General features: G+C 63.9%; 14 protein-coding genes. 6 read left to right on the top strand and 8 right to left on the bottom strand.

The features are described 5' to 3' along the window. Positions 1-41: 41 nt before the first annotated feature. Together KO538_RS21585 and KO538_RS21580 are read right to left on the bottom strand one after the other, a co-directional pair. On the bottom strand, positions 42-1,316 hold the full coding sequence (locus KO538_RS21585) for a cytochrome c (RefSeq protein ID WP_219329602.1): 1,275 nt from the start codon (positions 1,314-1,316) through the stop codon (positions 42-44). Beyond that, positions 1,313-2,035, bottom strand: coding sequence for a c-type cytochrome (locus KO538_RS21580; protein WP_219329601.1), 723 nt, complete (start codon positions 2,033-2,035; stop codon positions 1,313-1,315). Before KO538_RS21580 ends, KO538_RS21585 begins: the two co-directional genes overlap by 4 nt. A gap of 155 nt (positions 2,036-2,190) precedes the next feature. Here KO538_RS21580 and KO538_RS21575 point away from each other — a divergent pair, with 155 nt between their 5' ends. Together KO538_RS21575 and KO538_RS21570 are read left to right on the top strand one after the other, a co-directional pair. Then, a complete protein-coding gene (locus KO538_RS21575; protein WP_219329600.1) occupies positions 2,191-3,612 on the top strand; it encodes a PLP-dependent aminotransferase family protein in 1,422 nt (473 codons plus the stop codon). 89 nt (positions 3,613-3,701) lie between these two features. Next, positions 3,702-4,049 carry a DUF4870 domain-containing protein gene (locus tag KO538_RS21570; protein WP_034758731.1) on the top strand — a complete coding sequence of 116 codons (348 nt, stop codon included), beginning with the start codon at positions 3,702-3,704 and terminating at the stop codon, positions 4,047-4,049. 21 nt (positions 4,050-4,070) lie between these two features. Here KO538_RS21570 and KO538_RS21565 read toward each other — a convergent pair whose 3' ends face one another. Genes KO538_RS21565 through KO538_RS21555 form a run of 3 tightly spaced genes read right to left on the bottom strand, consistent with a single transcriptional unit; the run spans position 4,071 to position 5,683 of the window. Continuing rightward, positions 4,071-4,496: an SMI1/KNR4 family protein gene (locus tag KO538_RS21565; protein WP_219329599.1), complete on the bottom strand. Its 426-nt coding sequence runs from the start codon at positions 4,494-4,496 to the stop codon at positions 4,071-4,073. Between the two features lie 20 nt (positions 4,497-4,516). Then, entirely contained in the window at positions 4,517-5,164 is a 648-nt protein-coding gene (locus tag KO538_RS21560) for a 3'-5' exonuclease (RefSeq protein WP_034758726.1), read from the bottom strand. 9 nt (positions 5,165-5,173) lie between these two features. Further along, positions 5,174-5,683, bottom strand: a complete 510-nt coding sequence (locus KO538_RS21555; protein WP_034758713.1) for a ProQ/FINO family protein — start codon at positions 5,681-5,683, stop codon at positions 5,174-5,176. A 580-nt stretch (positions 5,684-6,263) separates the two neighbouring features. Between KO538_RS21555 and rpoD the strand changes: the two genes are divergently transcribed. Continuing rightward, on the top strand, positions 6,264-8,822 hold the full coding sequence (rpoD, locus tag KO538_RS21550; protein WP_034758711.1) for an RNA polymerase sigma factor RpoD: 2,559 nt from the start codon (positions 6,264-6,266) through the stop codon (positions 8,820-8,822). A 56-nt stretch (positions 8,823-8,878) separates the two neighbouring features. On the opposite strand, the gene KO538_RS21545 is transcribed toward rpoD, so the two are convergent. The 3 genes from KO538_RS21545 to ppc all read right to left on the bottom strand — a co-directional run bounded on the left by KO538_RS21545 (position 8,879) and on the right by ppc (position 14,899). Continuing rightward, a complete protein-coding gene (locus KO538_RS21545; RefSeq protein WP_219329598.1) occupies positions 8,879-10,018 on the bottom strand; it encodes an HAF repeat-containing protein in 1,140 nt (379 codons plus the stop codon). 55 nt (positions 10,019-10,073) lie between these two features. Next, entirely contained in the window at positions 10,074-11,870 is a 1,797-nt protein-coding gene (locus KO538_RS21540; protein ID WP_219329597.1) for a PAS domain S-box protein, read from the bottom strand. Between the two features lie 179 nt (positions 11,871-12,049). Beyond that, a complete protein-coding gene (gene ppc, locus KO538_RS21535) occupies positions 12,050-14,899 on the bottom strand; it encodes a phosphoenolpyruvate carboxylase (RefSeq protein ID WP_219329596.1) in 2,850 nt (949 codons plus the stop codon). 243 nt (positions 14,900-15,142) lie between these two features. On the opposite strand from ppc, the gene hemC reads away from it, so the two are divergent. From hemC to KO538_RS21520, 3 genes are read left to right on the top strand one after another with little or no spacing between them, the layout of a single operon-like run. Beyond that, positions 15,143-16,147, top strand: a complete 1,005-nt coding sequence (gene hemC / locus KO538_RS21530; protein ID WP_219329595.1) for a hydroxymethylbilane synthase — start codon at positions 15,143-15,145, stop codon at positions 16,145-16,147. Continuing rightward, positions 16,140-16,922, top strand: a complete 783-nt coding sequence (locus tag KO538_RS21525; RefSeq protein WP_219329594.1) for a uroporphyrinogen-III synthase — start codon at positions 16,140-16,142, stop codon at positions 16,920-16,922. The genes hemC and KO538_RS21525 overlap by 8 nt, the downstream gene beginning before the upstream one ends. Next, complete coding sequence (locus KO538_RS21520) at positions 16,919-18,067, top strand: uroporphyrinogen-III C-methyltransferase (RefSeq protein ID WP_058049383.1); 1,149 nt, start codon at positions 16,919-16,921, stop codon at positions 18,065-18,067. The genes KO538_RS21525 and KO538_RS21520 overlap by 4 nt, the downstream gene beginning before the upstream one ends. Positions 18,068-18,069 lie beyond the last annotated feature (2 nt).

The following is an 18,069-nucleotide window of genomic DNA, read 5'->3' as shown; positions in this document are numbered from 1 at the left end:
GTTCATGAAAAAGCCGGCGCAAGCCGGCTTTTTCATGTCTCCTATTCCAGCGGCACGCTGCGGTATTTATTGACTTCCAGCGCCGACACGGCCGGCGCATCATTGCCCCACGACGCCCGCAGATACGTGACCACGGCTGCCACTTCCGCGTCATCCATGACGGGGCCGAACGGCGGCATGCCATAGGGGCGCGGGTTGCCGCGGGTGCCGGGCGCAAAGCCGCCATTGAGCACGAGGCGGATGGCGTTGACGGCCGACTGCGTCGTCAGCGCGCGGTTGCCGGCCAGCGGCGGATAGCCGGGCGGCACGCCCTTGCCGTCGGCCTGGTGGCAGCTCGCGCATTGCGCCTCATACAGTTTCGCGCCCAGCGCCAGTTGCTGCCTCGCTTGTTCCGACGTGTCGCGCGGTGCCCGTTGTGCGGGCTGCGCGGGACCGGGCAGGCTTTTCAGGTAGACGGCCATCGCCTGCACGTCGGCCGTGCTCATGTGCTGCAAGCTTTGCCGCACGACTTCGGCCATGGGGCCGAAGACGGTGGCGCGCGGCGACACGCCCGTTTGCAGCAATTCCACGATATGCGCCGTATCCCAGTCGCCGAGACCCGCTTCCGCATCCGACGTCAGCGACGGCGCGTACCAGCCCAGCACGGGGATCAGGCCGCCCGACAGGCCGTCGTCGCTGCCGCCCAGGGTCGTGCGGCTGCTATGGCAGGCGCTGCAGTGGCCCAGGCCCTGCACCAGGTAGGCGCCGCGGTTCCATTCCATGCTTTTGTTTGTGAGCGGCTGATACACGCCCGGCTTGAAATACAGGGCGCGCCAGGCGGCCAGCGCAATCTGCTGGTTGTAGGGAAAGCGCAGCGCGTGCGGCGCGTTCGCTTGTTTGTGCGGCGGCACGCTCTGGAAATACGCGTACAGGGCGTCGCTGTCTTCGCGCTGCACCTTGGTGTAGCTGGTGTAGGGAAAGGCCGGATACAGCAAGCGGCCATCCTTCGACTTGCCGTTGTGGATGGCGCGCCAGAAATCGTCGGCCGTCCAGCTGCCGATGCCTGTTTCCTTGTCCGCCGTGATGTTGGGCGAGAGCACCTTGCCGAACGGCGTCTGCAAGGCCCGTCCGCCCGCGTAGGGCACGCCGCCGCGCGTCGTGTGGCAAGCCATGCAGTCGCCCGCCTTGGCCAGGTAGGCGCCGCGCGCGACCAGCTGTTCCTGGCTTAGGGTGCTGGCCACGGTGGGCGGGCCCGAGTCGTCGCCCGGGTACAGCACAAACCTGGCACCGGCCGCGCCGATGGCCACGATGGCGGCCGCGATCATCCATTTTTTCATGGCGCCACCTGCGCGCTGGAACCGGGCACGCCGCCGCAATGCAGCGGCAAGGACACGGTGATGCTGCTGGCGGGACGCGCGTCGGCGCTGGGCACCTGCGTGCCCAGCCAGGCCGAGACGGCGCCCACGTCCGCGTCGGACAGGCGCTGCGCCACTTGCGCCATGCAGTCGGGCGCATGGGCGCGGCGGATGCCGTTCTTCCACGCGCCCAGCTGGGCATTGATATAGTCGCGCGGCAAGCCCAGCAAGCCGGGGATGGCGGGTGCCACGCCGGCCAGCTGCTGGCCGTGACAGGCGATACAGGCGGGAATCTTTTTGCCGGCGTCACCGCGCAGCACCAGTTGCTGTCCCCGCGCCAGGGCGACCGCGCCGGCGCCGCTGGGCTGGGCCGGCGGCGGGGCAGGGTGTTGTGCCGCAAAATACTCGGCAATTTCGCGCAGGTAATCGTCAGACAAGTGTTCGACCATGTAGTTCATCAGCGGATACTGGCGCCGCCCCTCGCGAAAGTTCAGCAACTGGTTGTACAGGTAGCCGGCAGGCTTGCCGGCGATGCGGGGAAAGAAGGCGTCGTGCTTTTCCTCTTGCGCATGGCAGGACGTGCACGCCTTGATGCGTTGCTCCAGGCTGTCGTGGCTGGCGGAGATGGCATCGGGCGCGGCCAATGCCATGCCGGGCAGCACGAGGGCCAGGGCCAGCATGGAGAGGGAATGCGGTAGCATGGAGAGTTGCATGGAAAATAGCCTGTCTCGTCGGTCGATATTGTGTACCGGTGTTGCTGCCCGGCTAATTTTTATGAGCCTAGCATATACCGGGTGCTGTTACTGTGACAGGATCAGTTGTGCAATAAAACTACGGATCAGTTTGAGGAGCAGGGTTGAAACGATATGAGGAGTTGGCGGAAGAAGTCGCCGCCATGATCAGCGCGCAGATGTTGCTGCCTGGCGATAAGTTACCGTCCGTGCGCCAGCAGCATGCGCGCAGGGGCGTCAGCCCGTCGACGGTGTTCCAGGCCTATTATTTGCTCGAAGCGCGCGGCATGATCGTCTCGCGTCCCCGCTCCGGCTATTACGTGGCGCCGCAGCGCGCCGCGCTGGCGCCCGAGCCGGACAGTTCCCATCCGCTGGCCGCCAGCACCACGGTTGACGTCAGCGACCTCGTGTTCGAAGTGCTGGGCGCCGTGGGCGCGCGCGATATCGTGCCCTTCGGCTCGGCGTTTCCCAGCCCGCATCTGTTTCCCATGGAACGGCTGGCGCGGGCCGTGTCTGCCAGCATGCGCCGTCTCGACCCGTGGAGCACCGTCACGGATTTATCGCTGGGCAATGCGGAACTGCGCCGCCAGATCGCCCTGCGCTACCAGCTCGACGGCGTGCCCGTTTCCAGCGACGACATCGTCATCACGAATGGCGCGCTGGAAGCGCTGAACCTGTGCCTGCAAGCCGTCACGCGGCCCGGCGACACGGTGCTGATCGAGTCGCCCAGCTTCTATGCCTGTTTGCAGGCGCTGCAGCGGCTGGAACTCAAGGCCGTGGAAATTGCCACCAGCCCCCGCGATGGCGTCGACCTGGCCGCGCTGGAAGAGCTGTTGCAGCGCCACCAGCCCAAGGCGTGCTGGCTGATGACGAGTTTCCAGAATCCCCTGGGTAGCCTGATGCCGCCGGAAAAGAAGCGCGCGCTGGTTGAACTGCTGGCGCGCCACGGCGTGCCGCTGATCGAGGACGACGTGTATGGCGAGCTGTACTTTGGCAAGCAGCGCCCCGGCCTGACGAAAAGCCACGACAGTGCGGGTCTCGTCATGCATTGCAGCTCGTTTTCGAAGACCCTGGCGCCCGGTTTTCGGCTGGGCTGGGCCGTGGCGGGCCGCTATGCGCGCCAGGTCGAGCGCCTGAAACTGACGACCAGCCTGTCGGCGCCCATCCCGCTGCAGATGGCGCTGGCCGAGTACCTGGCGCAGGGCGGCTACGACCGCCATTTGCGCCAGCTGCGGCTGACCCTGGCTGCGCAGCAAAACACCATGCTGCAAGCCATTGCCGTGCATTTTCCGCCCGGCACGCGTGTGACGCGGCCGCAAGGCGGCTATTTTGTCTGGGTGGAAATGCCTGTGGGTATCGATGCGCTGGCCTTGCACCGCAGCGCGCTGGCGGCCGGCATCAGTATCGCGCCCGGTCCCATCTTTTCCGCCACGCGCGCGTTTCGCCACTGTATTCGCCTCAATTACGGCCACCCGTGGAGTCCGCAGCTGGAAGAGGCCATCGCCACCCTGGGGCGGCTGGCGCAGGCCGCGGCAAGCGGCACATGAAAAAAGTCCCTTGCACCAGCAAGTGTTTCATTCCAAAAGGAAATATTGCTGCTATATTGATGTATCTATAACTAATGATGGGAATGATAATGGATAACACGCAGCCGGAAGTGGGCCGTACGCAAGATACGACGATGGCCATTCTGTCCCATGTTGGCGGCCTGTTCACCAGCTGGGTGGCGCCGCTGATCATTTACCTGATCAAGAAAGACGATGCGGATAAATTTTCGGCCGAGAACGCCCGCGAAGCGCTCAATTTCCAGATCACCCTGATCATCTGGTATTTCGCCTGCTTCATCCTGTCGTTCGTGCTGATCGGCCTGTTCCTGTTCTGGATCGTGGCGCTGGCCAATCTGGTGTGCTCGATCGTCGCGGCCGTCAAGGCCAGCAATGGCATCACTTACCGCTATCCGCTGACCTTGCGCCTGGTCAAATAAGGCTGCGCCGGCCGCCGGGTTTCAGCCCGGCCGGCCGGGCAGTATGAGGAATGACGCAAAGTCGGGTGCCACCGTGCTGGTGGCGCCTGTTTCATGCGACCACAGCACGACCACGGGCTCGCCCGATGGCCCCGTTTGCGCATAGTCAAAACAATAGTAATCGCCCGTGCCGAACTGGGCGAAGGGCAGCAGGGCGCTGGCCTCGTTGCCGCCACCCACATTCCTCAGCCATTCCTGCCAGCCCGTGTTGTAGTGGCGCTCGATTGATTCCCACGTCTTGCGCGCATTGGCCGCGTCGTAGACGGGAAATATGCTCAAGGCGCCCAGCGCGCGGCCATTGTTCTCCAATAACCATTGCACGTAGGACGCGGGCAGCGCTCGCTCCAGCGCCTGTTCGGCGGCGGCGATCGCCTCAAGCGTGGTGCCGATGGACTTGCTCTTGTTCATGCTGCGGAAAGGCGCCAGTTTCAGGCGGGAGCGGGCGGCGTGGCTGGTGGCGTGCTGGCGCGCGGGGCTTTTTGCGGCGTGACTTTACCGCCTTCGGCGATCCAGCGGCGGTACACGCGCAGGGCCACTTGCGCATCGTCGGCCGCGTACAGGATCTGCTTTTCCGTCAGGCGCGAGGTGGCCCAGTTGGTGGTCGAGATTTTTTTCGATTTCTGCAGGTGCAGGCCGAAGAACTTGGCCACGGCCGTCTTCGCGCCCAGGTCGTTGCGTTGGCCGCCGCGCAGGGCGACGGACAGGTCGAGCACCTGGGCTGGCGCGATGCCGAGCTTGTTGCGCAGGCGCTTGACGTCGTCGGACAGGCCAAAACCCACTTTCAGGGTGGTGGTCGATTCGAGGATGGCTTTGAGTTCGGCCAGGGCCGGCGCCGGCGTGCTGCCCACCTGGAACAGGTAGGCGATGTCGTCGGTGGCCAGCTGGATCAGATGGGGGCCCGTGGAAGACTCGCCCTTGACGAACGTCGGCTTCGATTCCGTATCGAAGCCGATGGCGTCCGCTGCCAGCAGGGCGGCCATGGCCGCTTTTGCATCATCGCTGGTGCGTACCAGCTTGACGTGGTCGAGGGCGATGCCTTGATACGGGGGCAGTGGCGGTGCGGCAGCTGTGTCCATGAAACCGGATCAGCCTTTGCGCGAGAATTTCGCGGTCAGCTGATTCAGTTTTTCCAGGCGCAAGCGGTTTGCTTCTTCGGCGGCCGCTGCATCGCGCTCGGCTTTCTTGCGCTCGGCTTCCTTCTTGAAGCGCTGCTGCAATACTTGCGTGGCGTGGTCGCGGTGGGTTTGCGTCACTTCCGCGCCGGCCGTGCCGTCGAGGTCGTAGCGTACCTTGGCTTTTTCCATCACGCGCAGGTAGCGCAGCGAACCCGTGTGGATGCCCAGCGCCGTGCGCATCAGCTTGCGGTCCAGGTCCGGCAGGCGTGCCAGGATCTGCTTGTCGATACCGATCGACAAGGGCAGGCAATCGCGGAATGGCGGGAATTGCTCCTGGAACTGCTTCAGCAGCGCGCGCGCGGTCAGGCCGGCAGGCGCCGGCGTGGTCGCTGCGGCCGGTGCCGCCGCTGGGGCTGCATCGACTGGCGTGTCAGGAGTGGTGGCTTGCTGGTCTGGCGTGGAGCTGGTCATCGACATCATTGGTTGGGCTATAAAAGGGGAGCATAGCACGCGCCACAGGCAAGTGCATTGTCTTTTTTGGCAACTTGCGCTCAACTTGCGCTGCGATAGGCGGGTCCGCGCTACAGCGGACGCAGCGCGAAATGCGGGAAATGTGTATAATGTCGGCTTGCGCTGATGACTGGACCCCGTTTTTGACGGTCTGGCTCAGGTGTGCAGGGGATAGGAGCAGTGCGGTACAGGATCCCAATTATTAGTATTTTTGATATCGGATATTCCTCTTATCAATTATCCAGATAACTGGCCTTCGTGCATAATCTTGCTCTCCGCTGTGTCTTCACTGAACAACAATAGATTCAAGCCCGTTCTGGTACGGGCTTTTTTTCATTCCGCAATGTACATCGCTTATTTATCTGACCCGGCTTCGGCCCCGCCGCTCCGCATGACGGATGCGCGGGCTTTGAACGTCCCGATAGACAGGCGCCGCTGCCGTTAACACGGCAGCCGCAACAATACGCTCCATCGAGTCCGGTTTCGCAGGCTTAGGTGGAATCATTCACTTCGCGCCGACACCATCTGGTCTCGCATTAAGAGATATCTCATGAAGAATACGCCAAAAACTTTAACGTTGTCCGCCAAGGCGCCACGCCCAGCCGCGGCACCACTTGCCGTACCCAAAACGACTTTATCTTACTTCATCGATAATGCGCAAGCGAATCCGGAAGCCACCGTCACGACGGCGCCGACCGTCGTCACGGTGGTGAAGAAAAGCCGCTCGCGCCTGGCCGCCGTGCCACCGGCCGATACGGCTGCGGAAGCGGCCGTCAGCGCGCCAGCCGCCGAGGCTGTTGCCGACGTGACCGAGGCCGCTGAAGCCGCCCCGGCGAAGACGCCAAGCGTGAAGATCGCCCCTGGCGCTAAGGCTCCGGCCGCGCCGCGCAAGGTCAGCGAAAGCGCCGCCACGAACAAAGTGGTGACGGCAGCCCGTTCGAAAGTCGTGCGCGCCAAGCCGGAAGCGGCGCCCGTGACCATCATCACCGGCGCGCAAGTGGTCAGCAAGACCACGGACGCCGATGCCCTGGCCGCCATCGATACGTCGAATTACTTCCTGCCAACCGTCAAGGTGCCAGGCCGCCGTGGCCGCAAACCAAGCGAATTCACGCCGGAAAACGATGAAGTGGCAGCACTGAACGCCGTCGAACGCGCCGAACTGAAGGCCGTGTCGAAAGCGCGCGACCGCAAGGCCAAGGGCGGCCTGGCGGACGCATTGGGCGATCCGGAAGCCTCGGCAGCGGACCTGGAACGCCGCCGCAAGCAGATCACGGGCTTGATCAACATGGGCAAGGAACGCGGTTTCCTCACCTATGCCGAGATCAATGACCAATTGCCGGAGAACATCATCGATCCGGAAGCGATCGAAGGCATCATCGCCACCTTCAACGACATGGGGATCGCCGTCTACGAGCGCGCCCCTGATGCGGAAAGCTTGTTGTTGACTGACAACGTCGCCACCGTCACCAGCGACGATGAAGTGGAAGCGGCCGCCGCGACCGCCTTGTCGACCGTCGACTCCGACTTCGGCCGCACCACCGACCCCGTGCGCATGTACATGCGTGAAATGGGCGCCGTGGCGCTGCTGACGCGCGAAGGCGAGATCGAGATCGCCAAGCGCATCGAAGGCGGCTTGAAAGACATGATCCAGGCCATTTCCGCCTGCCCGACCACGATCGGTGAAATCGTTGCGCTGTCGCAAAAAATCGCGCGCGACGAAATCAAGGTCGATGAAGTGGTCGACGGCTTCGTCGATCTGAACGAAAGCAATGCCCCGGCACCAGCCGCTGCCGCCGCGCCTGCCGCCGCCAGCGGTGACGACGAGGAAGAGGAAGAAGAAGCCGAGGAAGAAGACGGCGACGCCAATGGCGGCGCGGCCGGCTTCTCGAGCGAACAATTGGCGCAGCTGAAAAAGAATGCGTTGGAGAAATTCAACGTCATTTCGACGCAGTACGACAAGATGCGCAAGGCGCCCGAGGGCTACAACTCGAAAGCCTACATCAAGGCGCAGGAAGCCATTTCGCAGGAATTGCTGGGTATCCGCTTCACGGCCAAGGTCGTGGAAAAGCTGTGCGACACCCTGCGCGGCCAGATGGAAGAAGTGCGCCACATCGAGCGCGCCGTGCTGGAACTGTGCGTGAACAAATGCGGCATGCCGCGCGCCCACTTCATCAAGGTGTTCCCGGGCAATGAATGTGACCTGGAATGGGTCGACCGCGAAGTCGATTGCAAGTATCCGTACAGCGCCATCCTCAGCCGCAACGTGCCTGCCGTCAAGGAACTGCAAAAGAAGATGATCGACCTGCAAGCGCGCGTGGCCTTGCCGCTGGCTGACTTGCGCAAGATCAACAAGCAGATGGCTGCCGGCGAAAAGCGTGCGCGTCACGCGAAACGCGAAATGACGGTCGCCAACTTGCGTCTGGTCATTTCGATCGCCAAGAAATACATCAACCGCGGCTTGCAATTCCTCGATCTGATCCAGGAAGGCAACATCGGGCTGCTGAAGGCCGTCGACAAGTTCGAATACCGCCGCGGCTACAAGTTTTCGACCTACGCCACCTGGTGGATCCGCCAGGCCATCACGCGTTCGATCGCCGACATGGCCCGCACCATCCGCGTGCCGGTGCACATGATCGAAACGATCAACAAGATGAACCGCATCTCGCGCCAGATCATGCAGGAAACGGGCAGCGAGCCGGACCTGGCGACCCTGGCCGTCAAGATGGAAATGCCGGAAAACAAGGTGCGCGAAATCATGAAGATCGCGAAAGAACCGATTTCCATGGAAACGCCGATGGGCGAAGATGGCGATTCGCAACTGGGCGACTTCATCGAAGACAACACGACCCTGGCGCCGCTGGACGCCGCGCTGCACGCATCGATGCGCAACGTGATCAAGGAAGTGCTGGACTCCTTGACGCCGCGCGAAGCGAAAGTGCTGCGCATGCGTTACGGCGTGGAAATGTCGAACGACCACACCTTGGAAGAAGTGGGCAAGCAGTTCGACGTGACGCGCGAGCGTATCCGTCAGATCGAGGCGAAAGCCATGAGCAAGCTGCGCCAGCCTTCGCGTTCGGACAAGCTGAAAACTTTCCTGACGCAAAACTAAGCAGTCACAAAAAAAAGAGGCGCAAGCCTCTTTTTTTCGTCCATCCCCAGCGTTGCTTACATAAAATACGTGCGCTGGCCTGGCAGGCCGGCGCGGTGATGGTGCTGCAGCTTGTACAGCGCCACGCCGCTGGCGCCGAGGATGAAGGTGAGGAACAGCCAGTCCAGCGGGTTGCGGCGCGGCGGTGGCGGCGACGCTTGCGACGGCACGGCGAAGGCCTGGAATTTATGCCCCGTGTAGATGGCGCCCACCACCAGCCCGGCGTCCGTGATCTTGTTGGTCAGGTACAGGCCGTCGTCGCGGCGGCGCACCGTCATCACGCCTTCCTTGTAGACAAAGGTCATCGGTTCATAGCCGTTGATGTTGACGCTGCCGACCACGTGTCCGGCCGCATTGACCGCCGTGGCGTAGCTGTCGCCCTGGCCGATCATGGCGCCCAGGTCGAGCATGCGCTTGCCGTCCCAGGCAAACGCGTGCCAGCGCCGCTTTTCCGTTTCCGAGGCGCCAACGATCAGGCCCGCGTCGTTGATGGCGGTGGCCGAGCTGATGCGTCCGCCGGGCAGGGTGCCGATTTCCTGCATGCCCGCGCCGGGGCGGTAGACGAAGGCGCGACGGTAGCCATCGTCGCGCTGGGCCGTGCCCACCACCACGCCATGGCTGTTCAGCCCGCTGGCATAGCTGCTGGCGCCGCCCAGGGTGCCCAGGTCTTGCAGGCTGTGGTCGGCTTTCGTCACAAAGGCGTGGAAATCGCCGCCGCTGGTATCTGCATAGCCGGCCACCTGGCCGCCGCGCGCGATGGCCGTGGCGTAGCTGCTGGTGCCGCCCAGCGTGCCCAGGTCGCGCATGCCGCCCGCCGCATCGTAGCGGAAGGCGTGCCAGGCGCCGCTGGCCGTCTGCGCCGAACCGACCACCACGCCATGGATATTGATGGCCTTGGTGAAACCTTCATCGCCGCCCAGGGTGCCCAGCTCGCGGATGCGGCCATGCTGGTACGTCACGGCGCGGCGCCGTCCTTCTTCCTCCATGATGATGCCGGCCACCAGGCCCGCCGGGTTCAGGTCGGACGCGATGCTGCCATTGCCATCCCTTTCACCAAAGCCCCGTTCGGCATAGATGGTGGCGCTGGCGGTGGAGACGGCGGCCAGCAGGCACAGGCCGAGCAGTGGGGCGGGGAGGCGGGAGAACCTTGGCGGCATGATAGTTTCCTCAAAGAAAAAACTTACTATACTTTTTAATGTCGAAAATACATACTTAATTTTCTACTGTTTTTGCCAATTCTTGTGTTGCGTCATGGTTGACTGGCGCGCCTTTCCTGGCCCGCGACAGGTGGATGGCCAGCACCGTGCCCTGGCCGGCCTGGCTGTCGATACGCAGTTCGCCGCCCAGCGCGTGGACGCGTTCGCGTATGCTTTTCAGGCCGAAGGCGGCCCGTTTTCCGTGGTCGCCCGGCTGCATGCCGATGCCGTTGTCGCTGATGCGCAGCACGATGGCGTCCGCGTCCTGCGCCAGCGCCACTTCCACTTCGCTGGCCTGGGCGTGGCGCACGATGTTCGACAGCGATTCCTGCAGCACGCGGAAGATGGCCGACGTCTGGCGCTGGTCCAGGCCCAGGTCCGGCGCCTCGCTGTCGAGCTTGAGCCGGTAGCGGATGGCGCCGCGGCCCTCCATCTGGCGGATCAGCCATTCGGCCGCCGGGCCCAGTCCCAGTTCGAGGGTACTGGGATGCAAGTCATTGATGATGGTGCGCACGGAGCGGATGGTGGTATCGATGGTGTCGAGCACGCGCTGCGCGTGGCGGTGCAGGCGCGGATGGCCCTTGGCCGTGCGCGCGTGCAGCAGCGACACATCGATGCGCAGCACCATCAGGTTCTGGCCCAGGTCGTCATGAATGTCGAGCGCGATGCGGCGCCGCTCTTCTTCCTTGATGGTTTGCTGGTGGTCGGTCAATTCGCGCAGCTGGGCCAGGGTGCGTTCCAGGTTTTCCTCGTTGCGCTTGCTGTCGGTGATGTCGATGGCCATGGCGATGATCATCTGCGGCCGGCCGTCGTCGTCAAATACGGGTTTCTTGTGTGTCTGCACGAGGCGGTTTTCCTGCAACTGCGCGTTCCATACCAATTCTTCGCGGATCACCACCTTGCGGCTGGCAAACGCTTCCCGGTCCGCCGCGTGGAAGCCCATGTTCTGCTCCTTGGGAAAGTGCTGCAGGTCGCGTCCTTCGGCGATGTCCTGCTGGCGCACGCCCCATTGCTGTTCGCAGGCCTGGTTCATCAGCAAGATGCGCGAATCGGCATCCTTGAGGAACAGCGACAGGGGCATCATGGAAATGATGTCCTGCAGCCGTTCCTCGCTGCGCGCCAGGGCCGCTTCCGTTTGCGCGCGCATGGCGATTTCCGCGGACAGTTGGAGATTCACGTCGAGCAGCTGGGCCGTGCGCAGGGCCACGCGGCTTTCCAGCTCCGCATGGGCGACGCTGAGCGCGTGTTCGGCCCGCTTGTGTTCCGTGATGTCGTTGGCCAGCACGAGCGCGCCTGTCAAGGTGCCCAGCTGGTCGTACAGGCAGCGGCCGCTGATCATGGCCCAGCGTTCCGATCCGTCGCTGTGCCAGTACTGCAGTTCGCCCATGCAGCTGTGTTCCTGCGTGCGTCTCAGCGGGCACAGGCGCAGCAAGGTCGCTTCATCGTGGAATTCGCTCATCTTGTGGCCCAGCAGCTTTTCCGCCGGAATGCCCAGCATGTCGCACAGGCGCTGGTTGAGATGCAATATCGTGCCTTCCGCGTCCGTTTGCCACATCCCGTCCTGCGCCGTCTCGCTCAGGTCGCGGTAGCGCATGACGCTGGCGTCGAGCTGCAGTCGCGTGCTGGCCAGGTGGTTGCGCAGCACGCGCAGCAGCCACAGTGCGATGCCGCCAGCGGCCGCCAGCAGCAGCGACAGCCAGACATGTTCCCAGAAGTTGAGTTCCTGCCAGGCCGCGCCCGCCAGCCAGCCCAGCACGACCAGGATGATGGCGGCGCATGCCGCACCCAGCGTTTCAATCGACCATTTGCTCATCCGCATTCCTGGCGTCGTGGTTGGCCGCTGCGGTGCGCCTGGCGCCGGAGTGGGGGGAAGATATTCCACGCTAGTGTAATACCAAATGTTGCTTTCTTGAGAATATTTTTCCATTGGGCAAGCAAAAGGGCCGGCCCTTGCGGTGCCGGCCCCTGCCTGCCGATGGCAGCTTGACGTGATCAGCCCGTGTTGCGCAAGCCTGCCGCCACGCCATTGATCGACAGCTGGATACCGCGGTGCACCCGTTCGTCGACTTTACCGGCGTTGGACAGGGTGCGGTTGCGCTTGATCAATTCCACCTGCAAGTGGTTCAGCGGATCGAGATAGGCGAAGCGGTTCTGGATCGAGCGGGCCAGCAGCGGATTGCCCGCCAGCCGTTCCGTATTGCCGGTGATCAGCTCCAGGCAGCGCAAGGTGTTGCCATGCTCGTCCGTGATGCGCTTGTAGATGCGTTCGCGCAAGCCCTGGTCCGCCACCAGTTCCGCATAGCGCGAGGCGATCGCCAGGTCGGTCTTGGCCAGCACCATGTCCATGTTCGACAGCAGGGTGGCAAAGAACGGCCATTCGGCGTACATGGCGCGCAGGGTGGCGATCCTGCCATCTTTCGCATCGCCGTCGGCTTGATTGATCCAGGCTTCGATGGCGCTGCCGAAGCCGAACCAGCCCGGCAGCAGCAAGCGGCACTGGCCCCAGGAAAAGCCCCAGGGAATGGCGCGCAAGTCTTCGATACGCTGGTTGGCCTTGCGCGAGGCGGGGCGCGAACCGAGGTTCAGCTCGGCGATTTCCGCAATCGGCGTAGCCGAGAAGAAATACTCCGTAAAGCCCGGCGTTTCATACACGAGGTGGCGGTAGGCGTGATAGGCGAGGTCCGACAGCTGCGCCATCACGGCTTCGAACTGCGCCAGCTGGCTGTTGCGGGCCGGATTGGCTTCCTGCGGCGCCAGGCTCGCTTCCAGGGTGGCGGCGACCAGCAATTCCAGGTTGCGCCGGCCGATTTCCGCGTTGGAAAACTTCGAGGCGATGATCTCGCCTTGTTCCGTCAGGCGGATCTGGCCGTTGACGGTGCCCGGCGGCTGGGCCAGGATGGCTTCGTAGCTGGGTCCGCCGCCACGGCCCACCGTGCCGCCGCGGCCGTGGAACAGGCGCAGCTTGACGCCGGCCTTTTGAAAGTCGGACACGAGCGCCAGTTCCGCCTTGTACAGTTCCCAGTTCGACGTGAGGAAGCCGCCATCCTTGTTCGAATCGGAATAGCCGAGCATGACTTCCTGCAGCTGTCCCTGCTTGGCGATCAATTGTTTTACCAGGGGCAAGGCCATGACCTGGCTCATGATGCCGGCCGCGCGCTGCAGGTCGGGGATCGTCTCGAACAGGGGGATGACCATCAGCTCGCACGTGCTGTCGCCGTCGCCTCCGGCCTTCCAGTCGGTGCGCAGCAAGCCTGTTTCTTTTTGCAGCAGCAATACTTCCAGCAAGTCGGACACGGTTTCCGTGTGCGAGATGATGTAGTTGCGGATGGCCCGCGCGCCGTAGCGCTGGCGGATGTCGCGCGCCGCGCGCAGGATCGCCAGCTCGGAATCCGTTTCCGTGGCGTAGGCAATGTAGGGCGAGTACAGCAAACGCGGCTGGGCCAGTTCGTTCAGCAGCAGCGCTTGCTTGTCTTCCTCGGACAGGGACGTGTAATCGGCGGCCACGCCGCTTTTCGCGAACAGGTCGGCCAGCACGCGCTCGTGCACGTCCGAGGTCTGGCGCATGTCGAGCGACGCCAGGTGGAAGCCGAAGATGTCGGCCGCGCGCGCCAGGGTCGCCAGGCGCGGGCGCACGAGGGCCGCGCCGTGGTGCGATTCGAGCGAGGCGACGATGGTGCGCAGGTCGGCGACAAACGCGGCCGCGTCAGGATAGGCGGCGGCCGCGCCCACTTCCTTGCGCAGGATGTTGGTGGCGCCCAGCGCGCGGGCCGTGGCGGCCAGGCGCGCATAGATGCCGATCAGGGCGCGGCGGTATGGTTCGTCGCTGCGGTGCGGCGAAGCGTCCGGCGACTGGTCGGCCAGCGCCTGCAGTTCGGCGCTCACGCCCACCATCAGGGTCGAGACGGACAATTCCGCGCCCAGCGCGTGCACTTCGTCGAGGTAGAAATCGAGGATGGTGGTGGCGTGGCGCGCCAGCGCGTGCTGCATGGTGCCCGCGTTGACGTTTGGATTGCCGTCGCGGTCGCCGCCGATCCAGCTGCCCATCTGCACGTAGGCGGCATTGATCGGCTCGATGGTGCCGTCGCCGTTCGGGTACTCGGCGGCGATGTCTTCCTCGATATCGTCATACAGGCCTGGCAGTTCGCGCAAAAAGGTGATGCGGTAGTAGGACAGGGCGTTTTCGATCTCGTCGGCCACCGTCAGCTTCGAGTAGCGCAGCATGCGCGTCTGCCACAGGGTGGCGACACGCGAGCGCAGCAGCTGCATGTTGGCTTGCCGTTCTTTCGGCGTCTGCGGCAGGTCGCGCTCGGCCAGCAGGCGGGCGATGTCGTGCTCGGCGTCGAGAATGCTCTTGCGCTGCACTTCCGTCGGGTGGGCCGTCAGCACGGGCGCGATCAGGGCGTCCTGGAAGAAGGTGTCGACGGTCTTGCGCGGCACGCCGGCCATGCGCAGTTTTTTCAGCGCGAAGCTGACGCTGCCCTTTTGCGCTGGCGAGCCGGCCAGCAGGTGGGCGCGGCGGCGGCGGATGTGGTGCTGGTCTTCGGCAATGTTGGCCAGGTGCGAAAAGTAGGAAAAGGCGCGCACGACGGAAATCGTCTGTTCGCGGCTCAGTTCCTTGAGCATGGCGTCCAGTTCCAGGGCCGCGTCCGCGTCCGCTTCGCGGCGGAAGCGTACGGAAGTCTGGCGTATGGTTTCCACCACATTGAAGACGGCGTCGCCTTCCTGTTCCCGCAGCACGTCGCCCAGCAGGCGGCCCAGCAGGCGGATGTCTTCTTTCAGTGGCGCGTCCTTGTCGGAGCCGGCCGCTGGAACTATTTCTGGTGCTACTGCGTCATTGAGCATAATAAAGAACCAAAGTAAGTGTAAAAGCAAGGGAATGTGGATCGCACCGGGCGTTTGGCCGCAGAGGGAAGGGGGCGCATGATAAAATTTGTGGTCTTCAACATGGACGCTAGCCTGACTTGGCCTTCTAGGCCAAGGGATAACGATTATAGCGACGCCAGGCGCCATTCCGATACAAATTGATATCGGACGGGCGAAATGGCAACGATAATGACAACGACAGCCACAGCGAAAGAACTTGTTTTGAAAGCATCTGAATTGACCCCGAACGAATTGAATATTCCTGCCCGCCTGGTGATCGCCACGCGCGAGAGTCGTCTTGCTATGTGGCAAGCTGAACACGTGCGTGCGCGCCTGGCCGCCCTGTATCCGCAGTGTAGCGTTGAAATTCTCGGCATGACCACACGCGGCGACCAGATTCTGGACCGCGCCCTGTCCAAGGTAGGCGGCAAGGGCCTGTTCGTCAAGGAGCTGGAAGTGGCGATGGAAGAGGGCCGTGCCGACCTGGCCGTGCATTCGCTGAAAGACGTGCCGATGGAGTTGCCTGAAGGCTTTGCCCTGGCCGCCATCCTCGAGCGCGAAGACCCGCGCGACGCGTTCGTGTCGAACGATTACGCCAGCCTGGCCGAGCTGCCGCATGGCGCCGTCGTCGGCACCAGCAGCCTGCGCCGCCAGTCGCTGATCGCCGCCCGTTATCCGCACCTGACGATACTGCCCCTGCGCGGCAACCTCGATACGCGTTTGGGCAAGCTGGACCGTGGCGATTACGCGGCCATCATCCTGGCCGCCGCCGGCCTGAAGCGCCTGGGGCTCGAATCGCGCATCCGCGCCGTGCTGGCGCCGGAAGACAGCCTGCCGGCGGCAGGCCAGGGCGCCATGGCGATCGAGATCCGCAGCGGGCGCGCGGACGGCGCCGACCTCGTGCGCCTGCTGGCGCCGCTGAACCACGCGGCCACGGCGCAAGCCGTCACGGCCGAGCGCAAGGTGTCGAAGATTTTCGGCGGCAGCTGCCAGATCCCCTTGGCCGCGTTCGCTACAGTCGAAGGCGAACAGATGCGTTTGCGCGCCATGGTCGCCACGCCGGACGGCGCGCGCATGGCCAGCGCCGAGCTTGAAGGCCCGGCCAGCGCGCCGGAACTGCTGGGCGAGCAAGTGGCCGAACTGCTGCGCGGGCAAGACGCCGCCGGCATCCTCGCCTCGTGCGCCGTCACGCCCGACAACCATGAAGGCTTGGCGCCGCATGCCTGACACCGTGGTGATCACGCGGCCCGCGCAACAAGCGGGGCCGCTGGCCGCCCACATCGCGGCGCTGGGCTTGCCCGTGCAGCTGCTGCCGCTGCTGGAAATCCACGCGCTTGAGGGCGAGAACGAATGCGCACACTTGCAAGCCGTGCTGGCGCGCCTGCGCGAGTATGACCTGGTGGCCTTCGTCTCGCCAAACGCCATCGATTGCGTCTTTGCGCACTTGCCCGCCTGGCCGCCAGGCGTGCCGCTGGCCGTGGTGGGCGAGGGCAGCCGGATGGCCCTGGCAGCGCATGGCGTCACGCAGGCCAACGCGGCCATCACCAGTCCGTTTGACACGGCGCGCAGCGATTCCGAACATTTATTGCTGGCGCTGGACTTGCCGGCCCTGCGCGGCAAGCGCGTGCTGATCGTGCGCGGCGATGGCGGACGCGATTACCTGGCCGACGGCTTGCGCGCGGCCGGCGCCGAAGTCGAGTTCGTTACGGCCTACCGCCGCAAGGTGCCGACGCTGACGCCGGCCTTGCGGGCGACCCTGGAAAAGCTGTTGCAGCATAATAATGAGTGGATCATCACCAGCTCGGAAGCGCTGCGCGGTTTGCTGGCGCTGCTGGAGGAATTGGATGCTGAAAAGACGGCTGTTGTGAAAATGCAACAGCAGCATCTGATCGTGCCGCACGCCCGCATTGCACAAACGGCGGCGGCCCTGGGTTTTGCCCGTGTCACCCTGACAGGATCAGGCGACGCAGGAGTGCTCGCCGCGTTACAATCACGACCATGAACGAAATGCCTACACTCTCCGAACCGAATGCAACGCCTGGCAGCGCCGTGAAGACGGCGCCGCAGGCGGCCGACCAACCTGCCGGCCGCGCGCCGACCTTGCTGGAACAGCTGCAAAAGCCCATGAGCATCGCCGTCATCGTGCTGGCCGTGCTGCTGGCTGCGCAAAGCTGGTCGACCAGCAAGCAGATCCGCAACCTGCGCGAAGAAGTGGCCAAGCGCCTGCAAAAGGGCGATGTCAGCAATGCCGAAACGGGCGTGCTGGCGCGCAACGTGCAAGAAGGCACGAAAGAGCTGGAAATCAAGGTGGGCGCGCTGGAAAACCGCCAGAGCGAAACGCAAAGCCAGCAGCTGGCCCTGGAACAACTGTATAACGACTTGTCGAAGAACCGCGACGAGTGGGCGCTGACGGAAATCGAGCAAGTGCTGTCGACGGCCAGCCAGCAACTGCAACTGGCCGGCAACGTGCCCGGCGCGCTGATCGCCCTGCAAAACGCGGACCGCAGCCTGTCGCGCTCGGACAAGCCGCAATTCATCACCATCCGCCGCGCCATCGGGCGCGACATGGAAAAACTCAAGGCCCTGCCTAGCGTCGATTCGACGGGCGTAGCCCTGCGCCTCGATGCCGTGATCGCCCAGATCGATTCCTTGCCGATGCTGTCCGACGAAACGCCGGCCTTGCCGGCCGCGCCGGAAAAACCGGGCAAGGCCAAGCCCGTGCGCGATGCCGCCGGCAAGCTGGTGGGTCCGCCTGCGCCGGAACCGATGCTGCAAAAAGTACGCGACGGCTTCAATACCTGGAGCGGCGACATGTGGGCCGACGTGCGTCAGTTGATCCGTATCCGCCGGGTCGATACGCCGGAAGCGCTGATGCTGTCGCCGACGCAATCGTATTTCTTGCGCGAAAACGTCAAGCTGCGCCTGCTCAATGCCCGCATGGCCTTGTTGTCGCGCAATGAAACGGCTTTCCGTAACGACTTGATCGCTGCGCAGGATGCGCTGGCCAAGTATTTCGACACCCGTGCCAAGAGCACGCAGACGGCGCAAGCGCTGCTGCGCCAGGTGCAGGGCAGCAACCTGGCCATCGAAATGCCAACCTTGTCCGACAGTCTGACGGCTGTGCGCAACTACAAAGCGAAGTCCTGAGC

It is taken from the genome of Janthinobacterium sp. NKUCC08_JDC (assembly GCF_019345575.1).
GTDB lineage: Bacteria > Pseudomonadota > Gammaproteobacteria > Burkholderiales > Burkholderiaceae_D > Janthinobacterium > Janthinobacterium aestuarii.
Note: the sequence above shows the minus strand (reverse complement) of the source record. Positions and strands in the feature narration are given on the sequence as shown.